This window comes from Pseudomonas sp. AM14(2022) (genome assembly GCF_036346455.1).
Lineage (GTDB): Bacteria > Pseudomonadota > Gammaproteobacteria > Pseudomonadales > Pseudomonadaceae > Aquipseudomonas > Aquipseudomonas putida_A.
Genome location: NZ_JAOTNY010000002.1, coordinates 261,551 through 276,406, shown reverse-complemented (window position 1 = coordinate 276,406; position 14,856 = coordinate 261,551). Strand labels below are relative to the sequence as shown.

Annotated in this window: 10 protein-coding genes and 1 pseudogene; 1 reads left to right on the top strand and 10 read right to left on the bottom strand. The window is 60.5% G+C overall.

The window, feature by feature from the left end:
- Positions 1-316: 316 nt before the first annotated feature.
- The 10 genes and pseudogenes from V3W27_RS04915 to V3W27_RS04870 all read right to left on the bottom strand — a co-directional run bounded on the left by V3W27_RS04915 (position 317) and on the right by V3W27_RS04870 (position 13,316).
- Entirely contained in the window at positions 317-2,272 is a 1,956-nt protein-coding gene (locus tag V3W27_RS04915; protein WP_330206053.1) for an acetoacetate--CoA ligase, read from the bottom strand.
- 139 nt (positions 2,273-2,411) lie between these two features.
- Positions 2,412-3,185: a 3-hydroxybutyrate dehydrogenase gene (gene hbdH, locus V3W27_RS04910; RefSeq protein WP_047294787.1), complete on the bottom strand. Its 774-nt coding sequence runs from the start codon at positions 3,183-3,185 to the stop codon at positions 2,412-2,414.
- 7 nt (positions 3,186-3,192) lie between these two features.
- A pseudogene (locus V3W27_RS04905) lies at positions 3,193-4,564 on the bottom strand (GntP family permease).
- Between the two features lie 277 nt (positions 4,565-4,841).
- Positions 4,842-6,257 (bottom strand): sigma-54 interaction domain-containing protein, encoded by a 1,416-nt coding sequence (locus V3W27_RS04900; RefSeq protein ID WP_330206052.1) that lies wholly within the window; start codon positions 6,255-6,257, stop codon positions 4,842-4,844.
- Positions 6,258-6,397: 140 nt separating this feature from the next.
- Positions 6,398-7,972 carry an ABC transporter ATP-binding protein gene (locus V3W27_RS04895; protein ID WP_135295905.1) on the bottom strand — a complete coding sequence of 525 codons (1,575 nt, stop codon included), beginning with the start codon at positions 7,970-7,972 and terminating at the stop codon, positions 6,398-6,400.
- Positions 7,973-7,981: 9 nt separating this feature from the next.
- Positions 7,982-9,004: an ABC transporter permease gene (locus V3W27_RS04890; RefSeq protein WP_098964175.1), complete on the bottom strand. Its 1,023-nt coding sequence runs from the start codon at positions 9,002-9,004 to the stop codon at positions 7,982-7,984.
- Positions 9,004-10,065 carry a microcin C ABC transporter permease YejB gene (locus V3W27_RS04885; protein ID WP_027612667.1) on the bottom strand — a complete coding sequence of 354 codons (1,062 nt, stop codon included), beginning with the start codon at positions 10,063-10,065 and terminating at the stop codon, positions 9,004-9,006. The genes V3W27_RS04890 and V3W27_RS04885 overlap by 1 nt, the downstream gene beginning before the upstream one ends.
- Entirely contained in the window at positions 10,065-11,933 is a 1,869-nt protein-coding gene (locus tag V3W27_RS04880) for an extracellular solute-binding protein (protein ID WP_330206051.1), read from the bottom strand. The genes V3W27_RS04885 and V3W27_RS04880 overlap by 1 nt, the downstream gene beginning before the upstream one ends.
- Before the next feature lie 135 nt (positions 11,934-12,068).
- A complete protein-coding gene (locus tag V3W27_RS04875; RefSeq protein WP_007912303.1) occupies positions 12,069-12,350 on the bottom strand; it encodes a peptidylprolyl isomerase in 282 nt (93 codons plus the stop codon).
- A gap of 96 nt (positions 12,351-12,446) precedes the next feature.
- Positions 12,447-13,316, bottom strand: a complete 870-nt coding sequence (locus tag V3W27_RS04870) for an esterase/lipase family protein (protein WP_027612669.1) — start codon at positions 13,314-13,316, stop codon at positions 12,447-12,449.
- A 337-nt stretch (positions 13,317-13,653) separates the two neighbouring features.
- Between V3W27_RS04870 and V3W27_RS04865 the strand changes: the two genes are divergently transcribed.
- Complete coding sequence (locus tag V3W27_RS04865) at positions 13,654-14,832, top strand: hypothetical protein (RefSeq protein ID WP_330206050.1); 1,179 nt, start codon at positions 13,654-13,656, stop codon at positions 14,830-14,832.
- Positions 14,833-14,856 lie beyond the last annotated feature (24 nt).

Genomic DNA, 14,856 nt, shown 5'->3' with positions numbered 1-14,856 from the left:
GCTTGATGGATTAACACCCCACCCCTGTGGGAGCGGGCTTGCTCGCGAATGCGATCCATCAGTCGATATCAGCGGGACTGACACACCGCTTTCGCGAGCAAGCCCGCTCCCACAAGGGTATGGCGTGCTAATCCGACAGCTCCGGGCGATTGCGGGGCTGCTGCCGGCGCCCCCAATATCAGGCGATTGGGGCCTGATGGATTAACACCTGACCCCTGTGGGAGCGGGCTTGCTCGCGAAAGCGGTGTATCAGTCACATTGTTATCGACTGACAGATTGCATTCGCGAGCAAGCCCGCTCCCACAAGGGATTGGGATCAGTCCGACAATTCCGGGCGATTGCGAAACTGTTCCAGCGCTTCAGGATTAGCCAACGCATCGGTATTTTTTACCACTTCGCCATGCACCACATTGCGCACCGCGAGTTCCACCACCTTGCCGCTGATGGTGCGCGGAATATCGGTCACCGCGACGATCTTCGCCGGCACATGGCGCGGCGTGGTGTTGGCGCGGATCACCTGGCGGATCTGTTGTTGCAGGTGGTCATCCAGCGTCACGCCATCCTGCAGACGGACAAACAGCACTACGCGCACATCGTCCTGCCATTGCTGCCCGATCGCCACGCTGTCCAGCACCTGCGGGACTTTCTCGACCTGACGATAGATTTCCGCCGTGCCGATGCGCACGCCGCCGGGGTTGAGCACGGCGTCGGAGCGGCCGTGGATCAGCATCCCGCCGTGGGGCAATTGCTCGGCGTAGTCGCCCTGGGCCCAGACACCGGGGAACAGGCTGAAATAGGATTTGCGCAGTGTTGCGCCGTCAGGGTCATGCCACAGCCCGACGGGCATCGCCGGGAAGTGCCGGGTGCAGACCAGCTCGCCTTTTTCGCCGATCACGGCAACGCCGGCGTCGTTCCACACTTCAACCGCCATGCCCAGGCTCTTGCCCATGATTTCGCCGCGGCGCACCGCCGACAGCGGATTACCGTTGACGAAGCACGACACCACATCGGTGCCGCCGGACATCGACGCCAGGCACACATCGCGCTTAAAGTCGCGGTAGACGAAGTCATAACTCTGCGGCGACAGCGCGGAGCCGGTGCAGAGCAGTGTCTTCAGACTACTCAGATCATGGCTGCGCGCAGGCTTCAAACCGCTGCTTTCCAGGGTCGCGAGAAACTTGGGGCTGGTGCCGAACACACTGATGCGCTCGTCGTCGATCAGATCCAGCAGTCGCTCATGGCCGGGGTGAAACGGCGAGCCGTCATACAACACCACCGCGCTGCCGACCGCGAGGGCCGAGACCAGCCAGTTCCACATCATCCAGCCGCAAGTGGTGTAGTAGAACAACCGGTCACCGGGGCTGAGATCGACGTGCAGCCCATGCTCCTTGGCATGCTGCAGCAGCACGCCGCCGGTGCTGTGCACGATGCATTTCGGCACGCCGGTGGTGCCACTGGAATACAGCACGTACAACGGGTGATTGAACGGCACCGGGACAAACCGCAGTTCGCCGCCGGGTTGGTAGAACTCGTCCCACAACGTCACGTTGGCGTGGGTTTGGTAATCCTCGGTAAGGGCCTGCGCGCGAGCGTAGGGCACAATGATCAACTGCTGCAGCGATGGCAGTTGCGCGAGGATTTCGTTGACCTTGGTGGTCTGATCGATGTCTTTACCGGCATAACGGTAGCCGGCGCAGGTGATCAGCACGTTGGGTTCGATCTGGCCGAAACGGTCGATCACGCCGTGGGTGCCGAAGTCCGGCGACGAGCACGACCAGATCGCCCCGAGGCTGGTGGTCGCGAGCATCGCCACCAGAGTCTGCCAGGTGTTGGGCATGCACGCGGCCACGCGGTCGCCGAGGCCGACACCGGCGGCTTGCAGGCTGGCCTGAAAACCGGCGACGTGCTCGGCCAGTTCGGCCCAGGTCAGCTGTTCGCGCTGACCGTTTTCCGCCACGGCGATCACTGCAACGGCATCGTCACGACGGCGCAGCAGGTGTTCTGCAAAGTTCAGGGTCGCGCCGGGAAACCATTCGGCACTGGGCATCTGCGCGCCTTCACGCAGGACGGCGTCGGGCTGGGTGTGAAAGCGGATGTCGAAGAAATCGACGATCGCCTGCCAGAACGCTTCGCGCTGTTCCACGCTCCAGCGGTGCAGGTCGGTGTAGCTGCTCAGCGCCAGGCCATGGCGCTGATTGATGTCGCGGCGGAACTGATCCATGCACGATTGGGCGATACGCTCGGCGTCGGGTTGCCAGAGGAGGTCGGACATTGGTTTGCCTCTTGTTTTGTTGTTCATGACACATCACTTGTAGGAGTGAGCCTGCTCGCGATAGCGGAATTACATTCAACATTGATGTTGGCTGATACACCGCTTTCGCGAGCAGGCTCGCTCCTACAGGGGCGCAGCATTACTGCGCCAACCAGCCTCCATCAATATTCCACGCAGCTCCCCGCACCTGGCTGCCAGCCTCGCTGCACAGAAACAACACCAATTCCCCAAGATGCTGCGGTGTGACGAACTCCAGCGACGGCTGCTTCTCCGCCAGTAAATCATGCTGCGCCTGCTGCGGATCAACGCCTTTGGCGGCGCGATCATCGATCTGTTTCTGCACCAGCGGCGTCAGCACCCAGCCCGGGCAGATCGCGTTGCAGGTCACATTACTGGTAGCCGTTTCGAGCCCGACCACTTTGGTCAAACCGATCACCCCATGCTTGGCCGCGACATACGCGGCTTTACCGGTCGATCCCACCTGACCATGCACCGAGGCAATGTTGACGATTCGCCCCCAACCCTTGGCGCGCATGCCCGGCAGGCTCAGGCGGGTGCTGTGGAACACCGATGAAAGGTTGATCGCGATGATCGAGTCCCAGCGCTCCACCGGAAACTCCTCCACGGCCGCCACGTGCTGGATCCCGGCGTTGTTGACCAGAATGTCGACGCCGCCGAATTCGCGTTCGGCGTAAGCAATCATGTCGGCAATCTGCGCCGGGTCGCTGACGTCCGCCGGATGATGACCGACCTTGCCGCCGAACTGGCCGACTTCGGCGATCACGCTCGAGGCATCACCGAAACCGTTGAGAATCAGGTTGGCGCCGGCCTTGGCCAGGCTCAGGGCGATGCCCAGGCCGATGCCGCTGGTGGAACCGGTAACCAGTGCGGTCTTGCCCGAAAGAGTCGTCATGAATACCTCACACAATGCCAGTGGCGTAGAAAGTGCCGATCACTACGAAGACCGCGAGGGTCTTGATCAGCGTAATACAGAAAATGTCTTTATAGGCTTCGCGGTGGGTCAGGCCAGTGACCGCCAGCAGGGTAATCACCGCACCGTTGTGCGGCAGGGTGTCCATGCCGCCGCTGGCCATCGCGGCCACGCGGTGCAGCACTTCCAGCGGAATGTTCGCCGCGTGCGCCGCCGCGATGAACTGCTCGGACATCGCCGCCCGATGCCGAACCGGTGATACCCGCCAGCAGGGTCACGGTGATCGCTTCGTTGACCAGCGGATTGGGGATTTGCTTGAGCCAGTCGGCCAGTACCAGAAAACCCGGCAACGAAGCGATTACCGCGCCGAAGCCGTATTCCGAGGCGGTGTTCATCGCCGCCAGCAATGCACCGCTGACCGCGCTTTTGCTGCCTTCGGCGAGTTTGCTGCGGATCGCCTTGAAGCCGAACACCAACACCATCAGGATGCCGATCAGCAATGCCGCCTGCACCGCCCAGATTGCGGTGAGCTTGGCGATTTCCGTGGTCACCGGCGTGGCCATCCCCGGCAACGCGAGGCTGTGGGTCTTGCCGTACCACTGCGGAATCCACTGGGTGAACAGCAGGTTCATGATGCCCACCGCCAGCAGCGGCGACAGGGCGATCCATGGGTTTGGCAGCTTCAGGTCTTCGGCGGTTTCCGGCTCGTTACGCAGCTCGGTGCCATAACCTTCGCCGGCGCGCTGGGCCTTGTTGCGTTGGCGCTGCAGGAACAGCATGCCGGCGCAGAACACGAAGATTGTGCCGATCACCCCCAGCCACGGCGCGGCCCACGCGGTGGTATTGAAGAAGGTGCTGGGAATGATGTTCTGAATCTGCGGCGTGCCGGGCAGGGCGTCCATGGTGAACGAGAATGCGCCGAGGGCAATGGTTGCCGGGATCAGGCGCTTGGGAATGTTGCTCTGGCGGAACATTTCCGCGGCAAATGGATACACCGCAAACACCACCACGAACAACGACACGCCGCCGTAAGTGAGCAAGGCGCAAACCAGCACGATCACCAGCATCGCCTGACGCGTGCCGAGCAAGCGAATCGCTGCGGCCACGATCGAACGGGAGAACCCCGACAATTCGATCAACTTGCCGAACACGGCACCGAGCAGGAACACCGGGAAATACAGTTTGATGAAACCGACCATTTTCTCCATGAACACCCCGGTGAAGGCAGGCGCGACGGCGGAAGGGTCAGTGAGCAGGACAGCGCCGAGGGCTGCAATCGGGGCGAAGAGGATGACGCTGTAGCCACGGTAGGCGGCGAGCATCAGCAGCGCGAGGGCTGCCAAGGCAATGATCACACTCATGGAGTGTCTCCAGGGATTGTTATTTTTGTGGGTGAAGCGGATGCAGTAGAGGTGTTAGCGAGATCTGTGCCAGATTCTCAAGTCATTGAAATATAAGGGTTTTATGGGTTGAAGCGTGTTGAGAGTTGAAGAGCTGTCTCTCTTTTGAGATTTTTGTAGAGAGGGCGGACGCCTTCGCGAGCAAGCCCGCTCCCACAGTTGGAATGCATATCCCCTGTGGGAGCGGGCTTGCTCGCGAAGCTTTTGCTGCTGTCTTTTATTGGAGACTTGGGTCTCTTTATTGAGACTCGGCGATACCCAAGGCCAGCATCTTCTTGTACAACGTCGAGCGCCCCAACCCCAGCCGAGCCGCTGCCTCCGGCACTTTGCCCGCACATTGCGCGAGGGCAGACTGGATCAGCTGCCGGTCAAACCGCTGCCGTGCCTCGGCAAAGGTTTCTTCCGCCGACGGGTCCAGCGTGGTTGCAGACGGGCGTTCAACCGGTGTGAAGGTGCCGATTGCAGCGCGAATATCCTCTTCGGTGAGGATCAGGTCGTCGCTGAGCAGCGCTGCGCGCTCCAGCACGTTGCGCAATTCGCGGATGTTGCCCGGCCACGCATGTTGTCCGAGCAGGTTCAGCGCTGCGCGACTCAGTTCATGCTGGCTGCGCAGTTCTTCAAGAATCGCCTCGCTGAGCGCCGGCAGATCGTCGAGACGTTCGCGCAGCGGCGGAACCTGGATCGGCAGCACGTTGAGCCGGTAATACAGGTCGGCGCGGAACTCACCGCGCTTGATCGCGGCTTGCAGATCGGTCGAAGTCGCCGCGATCACTCGCACATCGCTCTGGATCACGTCGTTGGAGCCAACCGGCTCGAACTCCTTTTCCTGCAGCACCCTCAGCAGTTTGCTTTGCAGCGGCAACGGCATGTCGCCGATCTCATCGAGAAACAGCGTACCGCCCTGAGCGATCTGCAATTTGCCGGTACGACCCTTGCGGTCAGCGCCGGTAAACGCGCCAGGCGCGGTGCCGAAAAACTCGGCTTCCAGCAGCGCTTCGGGAATCGCCGCACTGTTGATGCTGACGAAGGCTTTGTGCGCCCGGGGCGAAGCGCTGTGAATCGCCTGAGCCAGCAACTCCTTGCCGGTGCCGGTTTCGCCGAGCAGCAACACGGGTGAATCGGTGCTCGCACTGCGGCGGGCGCGGCGTTTGACCTCGAGGCTGGCGTTGCTGGTACCGATGAAATGGGCAAAGTTGTATTTGGTCTGCCGGGCCCGCAGCAGCGAGCGGGTCGAGGCGAGTTCTTCCTGCATGCTCAGGTAGCGCTTGAGCATCGGCGACAGGCTGCGTAATTCATCGAACAGGGCAAAACCGATGGCGCCGATCACCGCCCCGGCATCGTCGTGGATCGGCAGACGCATCACCACCAGCGGCTCTTTCGGTGTGTCCTGCATGTCCAGCAGGATCGGCCGGCCGGTGCGCACCACTTCACGCAGCAGGCTGCCGGGAATCACGCTTTCGCAGGGTTGGCCGATGGCTTTTTTCGCTGACTCAAGACCGAAACGCCGGGCATAGCGTTCGTTCATCCAGACGATGTTCGCGTCACGATCGACAATCACCGTGCCTTCGCTGGACTGCTCGATGATCTCGAACAGCGAGCGGATCGCCAGCGTGCGCACGCGTTGGTAGTCCTTGAGGCTTTCGGTGGTGTTCATCTGGCAGATCCTGGATGTGTTTCGGCTGTGGCGACGCCATCGCGAGCAGGCTCACTCCTACATTTGAAAGGCGTTCCACTGTAGGAGTGAGCCTGCTCGCGATAGATGCGACTCGGTATCAAGGCAAGCGCCGATTATGCCTACCCCGGATGCGCCGCCGCCAACAGCTCTTTGGTGTAAGGATGCTGCGGTGAGTCGAATACATCATGGCTGGCACCGCGCTCAACCACCTTGCCGTCCTTGATCACGATCATGTCATGCGCCAGCGCCCGCACCACCGCCAGGTCGTGGCTGATGAACAGGTAGGTCAAACCGTGTTTTTCCTGAAGGTCGCGGAGCAGGGCGACGACTTGTTTCTGCACGGTACGATCAAGGGCCGAAGTTGGCTCGTCGAGCAGGATCAGCGCCGGTTTCAGCACCAGTGCCCGGGCGATGGCGATGCGCTGGCGCTGACCGCCGGAAAACTCGTGCGGGTAGCGATGACGGCTTTCCGGATCCAGGCCGACCTCCTTGAGCACGCGGATCACCTGTGCATCGCACTCATCGGCGCTGGACTGACAATGCACCTCCAGCCCTTCACTGATGATCTGCGCCACCGACATCCGTGGACTGAGGCTGCCGAACGGATCCTGAAACACCACCTGCATCTGCCGACGCCATGGTCGCAATTGCTTCTGATCGAGGCCGTCGAGGGCGGTGCCCTGAAAACGGATACTGCCCTCGGAATCGAGCAACCGCAGAATCGCCTGGCCCAGGGTCGACTTGCCCGAACCGGACTCACCAACAATGCCCAGGGTTTTGCCGCGCTGGATATTCAGGCTGATGCCGTCCACCGCCCGCAAATATTGTTTGCGTTGGAACAGCCCGCCACCGACGACGAACTCGACCCGCAGATCATCCACCTCCAGCACGTTCTCGCGTTCATCGCGGGGCAGGGCTTCGCCTTCCGGCTCGGCGTTGAGCAGCACGCAGCTGTAAGGGTGTTTCGGTTCGGTAAACAGGGTTTCGCACGGGGCTTGCTCGACGATTTCGCCAGCCTTCATCACACACACCCGTTGCGCAATGCTGCGCACCAGATTGAGGTCGTGACTGATCAGCAGCAGCGACATGCCCAGGCGTTGTTGCAGGGATTTGAGTAGCAGCAGGATCTTGCGTTGCACTGTCACATCCAGCGCGGTGGTCGGCTCGTCAGCGATCAGCAGTTCCGGCTCGCAAGCCAGCGCCATGGCGATCATTACTCGTTGCCGCTGGCCGCCGGACAGTTGATGCGGATAGGCCTTGAGGCGCTCTTTGGGCTTTTGAATGCCCACCAGTTCCAGCAGTTCAAGGATGCGCTGCTGCGCCGCTTTACCGCCCAGACCGCGATGCACCAGCAGCGTTTCGCCGATCTGCTTTTCGATGGTGTGCAGCGGATTGAGCGAGGTCATCGGCTCCTGGAAGATCATTGCGATCCGGTTGCCGCGTAGCTCACGCAAGACCTTTGGATCGGCACCGAGCAGTTCCTGACCGCGATAGCGAATGCTGCCGCTGGTTTGCGCATCGCCTTCGGGGAGCAACTGCAGAATCGAATGCGCAGTCACCGATTTGCCCGAGCCTGACTCGCCGACCAGCGCCAGGCACTCGCCGGGCCGGATGTCCAGGCACAGGTCGCGCACCGCCGGCTGGCCATGGAAGGCGACGTTCAGGTCACGGATTTCGATCAGGTTATCAGTCATGGTCACACTTCAGGATCGAGGGTCGAACGCGTCACGTAACGCTTCGCCGATGAACACCAGTAAAGAAAGAATCAGCGCCAAGGTGAAGAATGCCGTCAGCCCGAGCCACGGCGCTTGCAGGTTCTGCTTGCCCTGACCAATCAGTTCGCCCAGCGAAGCGCTGCCGGCGGGCATGCCGAAACCGAGGAAGTCGAGGGCGGTAAGGGTGGAAATTGCGCCGGTCAGAATGAACGGCAAGTAACTCAGCGTCGCGTTCATCGCATTGGGCAGGATGTGCCGGAAAATCACCTTGCGGTCGCTCAGGCCCAACGCGCGCGCCGCTTTGACGTATTCCAGATTACGCCCGCGCAGGAACTCGGCGCGCACCACATCCACCAGTGCCAGCCATGAAAACAGCGCCATGATTCCCAGCAGCCACCAGAAATTCGGCTCGACAAAGCCGGACAAAATGATCAGCAGGTACAGCACCGGCAATCCGCTCCAGACCTCCAGCAAACGCTGCCCGAGCAGATCGACCCAACCGCCGTAATAGCCTTGCAGGGCGCCGGCGGCAATGCCGATCAGCGCGCTGACGGCGGTCAGCATCAGGGCAAACAGGATCGATACCCGGGCACCGAAAATCACCCGCGCCAACACATCACGCGCCTGATCGTCGGTGCCGAGCCAGTTGACCTTCGAGGGCGGGCTCGGTGCTGGCTGATTGAGGTCGTAGTTGGGCGTGTCGTCGCTGAACGGGATCGGCGGGAACAGCAGCCAGCCACCGTCCTTGCGGATCAGGTTCTGCACATAGTCACTGCGATAATCGGCCTGGAACGGCAATTGCCCGCCAAACTCCTGTTCGGTGTAGCGCTTGAAGACCGGGAAGTAGAGCTGGTTCTGGTAGCTCACCACCAGTGGTTTGTCATTGGCGATCAGTTCACCGCCCAGCGTCACCACGAACAGTCCGATAAACAGCCACAACGACCACCAGCCACGGCGGTTTTTCTTGAATCGCGCAAAACGGCGACGGCCCAGGGGCGAGAGCTTGAACATCAGGCGTTCCTCGCGGCGAAGTCGATACGTGGGTCGACCAGGGTGTAGCACAAGTCGCCGATCAGTTTTATCAGGAGGCCGAACAGGGTGAAGATGAACAGCGAGCCGAACACCACCGGATAATCGCGAGAAACCGCCGCTTCGTAACTCATGCGGCCGAGGCCGTCGAGAGAGAAGATCACTTCGATCAACAGCGAACCGGCAAAGAACACACTGATGAACGCCTGCGGAATCCCCGAGACCACCAGCAGCATCGCATTGCGGAACACATGGCCGTAAAGCACGCGGCGCTCGCTCAAGCCTTTGGCGCGGGCGGTGACTACGTACTGGCGGGTGATTTCATTGAGGAACGAGTTCTTGGTGAGAATCGTCAGCGTGGCGAAGCCGCCAATCACCAGCGCCGTCACCGGCAACACCAGGTGCCAGAAGTAATCGGCAATCTTGCCCAGGGTCGACAGCGATTCGAAGTTGTCCGAGACCAGACCACGCACTGGAAACCAGTTCAATGACGTGCCACCGGCAAACACCACGATCAGAAACATTGCGAACAGAAACGCCGGCATCGCGTAGCCGATGATGATCGCGGTACTGCTCCAGATGTCGAAATGGCTGCCGTGATGCACCGCTTTGCGGATGCCCAGCGGGATCGACACCAGATAGGTGATCAGCGTCGCCCACAAGCCGAGAGAAATGGTCACCGGCATTTTTTCCAGAATCAGATCGGTGACCGTCGCACCGCGGAAAAAGCTTTTGCCGAAGTCCAGCTGCGCGTAGTTCTTGAGCATCAGCCACAGCCGCTCATGCGCCGGTTTGTCGAAACCGTACTGTTTTTCGATGTCCTTGATCAGTTGCGGATCGAGGCCACGGCTGGCACGCGAAGTGTTGCTCATGGTTTCGCTGGAACTGCCGCCGACACTCGCACCGCCGATCCCTTGCAGATGGGCGATGGCCTGTTCGACCGGGCCGCCGGGTGCGGCCTGAATGATCACGAAATTGACCAGCAGGATGATCACCAGCGTCGGAATGATCAGCAGCAGGCGCCGCAGAATGTATGCCCACATCAGTGCGGTCCTCCGGGTCTGCCACGCCCGATTTTTTCGGCGGTCATCTGTTGGTTGGTCAACGGCGTGCTGCTGATTTCCCACCAGCTCTCGATGGCTTCGTCATTGCTGGCCTGGATCGCCGGCATGCCGAAGCGGTTCCACCAGACGGTGGAGGTGCCCGGCGGGTAATAGTTGGGAATCCAGTAGTAGTTCCACTGCAGCACCCGATCCAGCGCGTGGGCGTAGTGCAACATGTCGCTTTGGGTCGAGGCGCGGATCAGGCCGTTGATCAGGGTGTCGACCGCCGGATTCTTCAGCACCATGTAGTTGTTGGCGCCGGGGTCGTTGGCCGATATCGAACCGAAGTAGTTGAGCAGCTCGCCCCCCGGAGACGTGCTGACCGGGTAGCCGGTGACGATCATGTCGTAGTCGCGGCTCATCAGGCGATTGACGTATTGCGAGGAGTCGATGCGACGGATATTCAGCTCAATGCCGATCTGCTTCAGCGTGCGCTTGTAAGGCAGAAGCAGGCGATCCATACCGTTCTGGCTGACCAGAAAGGTGAAACTCAAAGGTTCGCCTTCGGCGTTGACCAGTTGGTCGCCCTCGGGTTTCCAGCCAGCCTGTTCGAGCAGTTCCAGGGCTTGCAGTTGCTTGTCGCGGATCAGCCCGCTGCCATCGGTTTTCGGCGCCTCGAAGACCTGGGTGAACACTTCGTCGGGAACCTGCCCGCGCAACGGCTCGAGGATTTTCAGCTCGGCGGCATCCGGCAACTCGCGGGCTGCCAGTGCGGTATTGGAGAAATAGCTCTGCTGGCGGATGTACATGTTGCGCATCATCTGCCGGTTGCTCCACTCGAAATCCCAGAGCATCGCCAGCGCCTGGCGCACCCGACGATCCTGGAACATCGGTTTCTGCAGGTTGAACACGAAGCCCTGCGCCGATTGCGGGGCCTCGGTGGCCAGGTGGGCTTTCTGCAAGCGGCCGTCACTCAGCGCAGGGCTGTCGTAACCGATCGAGTAGCCGGTGGCGGAAAACTCGCGATTGTAGTCATAGGCACCGCCGCGCAATACCTGGCGGGCGACATCGGTGTCGCCGAAATATTCGATGCTGAAGTGATCGAAGTTATACAGGCCGCGACTGACAGGCAGGTCCTTGCCCCACCAGTCGGGGTTGCGTTCAAAGGTGAGGCTGCGCCCGGAGTCGACCTTGCCGACCCGATACGGGCCGCTGCCCAGTGGTGGTTCATAACCGCCACCGCCAGCGAAGTCGCGGGTTTTCCACCAGTGCTCGGGGAATACCGGCAGGGTGGCAATGTCCAGCGGCAGGGTGCGGTTCTCGTTGCTCTTGAAATCGAAGCGCACGGTCAGCGGCGCTTCCACTTCCACGCCTTTGACGTCGGCGAACTGCGTGCGATAGCGCAGGCTGCCCTGGGTCATCAACAGGTCATAGGTGTAGCGCACGTCTTCGGCAGTGATCGGCTTGCCGTCGGCAAAACGCGCCTTGGGATCGATGAAGAAGCGCAGCGACAGACCATCCTCCGAGCGCTCCATCTTTTGCGCCACCAGGCCATAGACCGTGTAGGGCTCGTCCATCGAGCGCTGGGCCAGCGGCGAATAGAGCATGCCGTCGATCTGGGTGACGCCGATGCCTTTATCTATATAAGGCAGGATGTGATCGAAATGCCCGATCTCTATCGCCGAGCGGCGCATGTTGCCGCCCTTGGGCGCCCGCGGATTGGTGTAGTCGAAATGGCTGAAACCGGCCGGGTATTTGGCAGGTTCGCCATAGACGGTCAACGCATGTTGCGGGGTGGCGTTCACACCGGCGGCGCCCAATAGCAGGGCCACGGCAGTGAACAGTAAAGTCGGGAAAGCCAGTCGCATTGTCAGCCTTAAAGCCGGGTGATCGATAAGCGCAATTTGTACGCGAGCGGCGCGTCAGTCGCCAGCCGTATCCTGTAACCAAAACACAACGGCCCACCAAAAGGCGGGCCGTTGGAACAGCAGTCAGGCGACGGATCAGTCCTGGCGGCTGGTGACTTCGAGCAGGTGATAACCGAACTGGGTCTTCACCGGGCCTTGCACGACGTTGATTGGCGCGCTGAAGACTACGGTGTCGAACTCCTTGACCATCTGGCCAGGACCGAACGAACCCAGATCGCCGCCCTGACGGCTGGACGGGCAGGTGGAGTTGGCCTTGGCGACTTCGGCGAAGTCAGCACCGCCTTCGATCTGGGCCTTGAGTTCGTTGCACTTGTCTTCGCTGGAAACCAGGATGTGGCGGGCAGTGGCTTTAGCCATGGGGAAATTCTCCGATCTATTTCAGTAAAGTGTGGAGCCTACCGGATTCAGTAAGCGATTTCTCGGCAAAGTTCCACTCGGTACATTGACGCACATCTACAGTTGCGCGGCTTTCAGGCGCATCGCGTGTTCGACATAAAGGTCGACGGGATCCGCGCCGGGTATTCGCAACCCGCCCGGATGGCGCAAGCTGCCAAGGTGATTGAGGGGATAGTCGGAGCGGATGACCCGGCCCAGGTGAGAACTGTAACGGCCCACGAAACCATCGTTCTGTCCGGCCTCCGTGACGAAATGGCTGGATAATGCGTGGCAGACGGAATGCACTGGATCCAGAGCCTGCAACAAATTGTCCTGCAGCGTGCCGCTCCAGGAGTAGTAGTGGACGTCATTGACCCGTTCCGCCCCCTGGCCGCCCCACGTCGAAGGCAGGCCTTGAGGGTATTTTTTGTTGAATTGCCCGACGTCCGCAGTCGTCAGGGCATTGAGTGCGGCTACGGCGGCCTGCGGCAGACCCGGTTGACCGCTGAGCAGCGAGAGGAATCGCGCAAACTGTGTCGCAGCGTGCTCCGCCACCTGCTCCGGCAGGCCTCCCGGAACCAGCGCCAGGCGTAAGGCGTCAGCCAGTTCCGAGCCGTGATTGGGGCCGCTGACCGATGTCACCGAGGCGACTTTCTCCGGCGCGAGCGCAGCGGCATAACGGCATGCCAGCGCGCCCTGGCTATGTCCGATCAGGTTGACTTTACCGGCGCCGGTGCCTCGCAGAACGCGCTCGATCTGGAACATCAATTGCTGGCCGCGAACTTCGTTGTCATGGGTTGCGGACAGCTGCGGCACAAACACTTGCCCGCCTGCCTCCCTCAGCGCTTGCTTGACATCATGAAAAAGCTCGAAATGGCCGATACGGTCAAACCCGAACAGGCCATGGACCAAAAGGATGGGGTAGCGGGTTGTCGCATTCCGTTGCATGTTCCTGCCTCTTTTGCAGATGCTTGTCAGTGGTTGGTGCGTGCCACTGTAAAACAGGCCTGCGGGTCGGCGATGTCTGAAAAATCCTCTGTACTGAAAGGAAATTGGACTAAAAGCGGTACGAATTTTCGCTTCTGCTTGAGAGGGTAGTCGGAACATTTGGCAATCTTTTGCCCGGTATCGCTGGATTCTGCTTCGTAAGCCTACGTCATGCGGTGTATTTACCCTGCCGACGGAAGGCGTTGTGCTGACTTCCGCCGGTCGCTGGATGGTGTTCAATGGATTTCGTTCGACGCGGCCTTCACGGCGGCGTTTTATCCAAGGAATGGAGCTACGAATGTCTATATACGAAGCCACCGGCGATTCTTCTGTGGTACCAGCGTCAAATATGTCCCCTGTACCGGATGAATCCGGTGAACACCGTCTTCTGAGTTTGAAGGTGGACGGCGACCACTTCGAATTCTGCTATCGGCACGCGTCTGCGGCGGCAGACTCTCCAGACTCGTGGTTGCCTGCACCGATGCTTGAGGTTATGGAGGGTGGAATGCTTGATCCTTCACTGGACCATGCATTCGTCAGGGTGGCGCCTTACCCGAACATGTTGTGCGGCGACAAACTTGTGCTGAGCTGGCAAGGACTGGATGACGAAGGATTGCCCTATATTCACGAAACCACTCGTGCGGTCAGTGAAAGTCAGGTGGGTCAGGAACTCGTCTTTGTCATAAAGGGTTTGCACATCGCAGCGCTGGAGCGCGGCTCGCTGGAGGTTTACTGGACGCTGTACAGCGTTGCGCTGCAGAAGCCCGTGTCATCCAGGCGTTTGCAGCTGAATGTGGGTGATCCGGAACCCGATCTGCTGGCTCCGATCCTTGAAGAAACGGTGGGCGGGACGCTCGATCCGGCCCGTGTTCCGCAGGGCACTAGCGTTATCGTGCGACCTTACGCCCGCATGGCTGTCGGGGACCGGGTCATCCTGTCGTGGCAAGGTGTCGAAGGACTGCCGGTGATCAGTGATGTGTTGCTCGTGGAGCCGTTTGCTGTCGGCGAAGCGCTGTCTTTCTGGATACCCGCAGATCGCATCGCCCCTCATCGTATGCAGGAGGTGAGCGTCAGCTACCGGGTGGAGTCAGGGTCGGCGCAGGTGAGGAACTCTGCAACCTCGCGAATTCTGATCGCGCCATTGATGCGAGGCGAGCTCGCAGCTCCGCAGGTACTGGAAGCGCAAGATGGCGAACTGGAGGCAGTAGATGCCGAGGATGGCATTACCGTGGTGATCGGCAATGCCCAGGCCGAGGAGGGGGAGCTGGTTTACTTGAAATGCGATGGTGAGTATTTCAGTCACCGCGATGATCGGGACATCACCCGGGAAACTGCAGGCGAGCCCTTGGTATTCATCGTGCCTTATCGTTTCTGGCGAGAGCATCGGGAAACTGTGGTGCAGGTGTCGTATTCAGTGGAGCGGCTGGATGATGTCAGCCAGGCTTCCGAGATAACACGCATCCGGGTGCGGGCATAACCCGGTGGTGAAGTCTGAGCGATG

Bases quoted from the DNA above. Each gene is read 5' to 3' on its own strand.
- V3W27_RS04915 (WP_330206053.1), bottom strand. From the start codon at position 2,272: ATGTCCGACCTCCTCTGGCAACCCGACGCCGAGCGTATCGCCCAATCG.
- hbdH (WP_047294787.1), bottom strand. From the start codon at position 3,185: ATGACGACTCTTTCGGGCAAGACCGCACTGGTTACCGGTTCCACCAGC.
- V3W27_RS04900 (WP_330206052.1), bottom strand. From the start codon at position 6,257: ATGAACACCACCGAAAGCCTCAAGGACTACCAACGCGTGCGCACGCTG.
- V3W27_RS04895 (WP_135295905.1), bottom strand. From the start codon at position 7,972: ATGACTGATAACCTGATCGAAATCCGTGACCTGAACGTCGCCTTCCAT.
- V3W27_RS04890 (WP_098964175.1), bottom strand. From the start codon at position 9,004: ATGTTCAAGCTCTCGCCCCTGGGCCGTCGCCGTTTTGCGCGATTCAAG.
- V3W27_RS04885 (WP_027612667.1), bottom strand. From the start codon at position 10,065: ATGTGGGCATACATTCTGCGGCGCCTGCTGCTGATCATTCCGACGCTG.
- V3W27_RS04880 (WP_330206051.1), bottom strand. From the start codon at position 11,933: ATGCGACTGGCTTTCCCGACTTTACTGTTCACTGCCGTGGCCCTGCTA.
- V3W27_RS04875 (WP_007912303.1), bottom strand. From the start codon at position 12,350: ATGGCTAAAGCCACTGCCCGCCACATCCTGGTTTCCAGCGAAGACAAG.
- V3W27_RS04870 (WP_027612669.1), bottom strand. From the start codon at position 13,316: ATGCAACGGAATGCGACAACCCGCTACCCCATCCTTTTGGTCCATGGC.
- V3W27_RS04865 (WP_330206050.1), top strand. From the start codon at position 13,654: ATGTCTATATACGAAGCCACCGGCGATTCTTCTGTGGTACCAGCGTCA.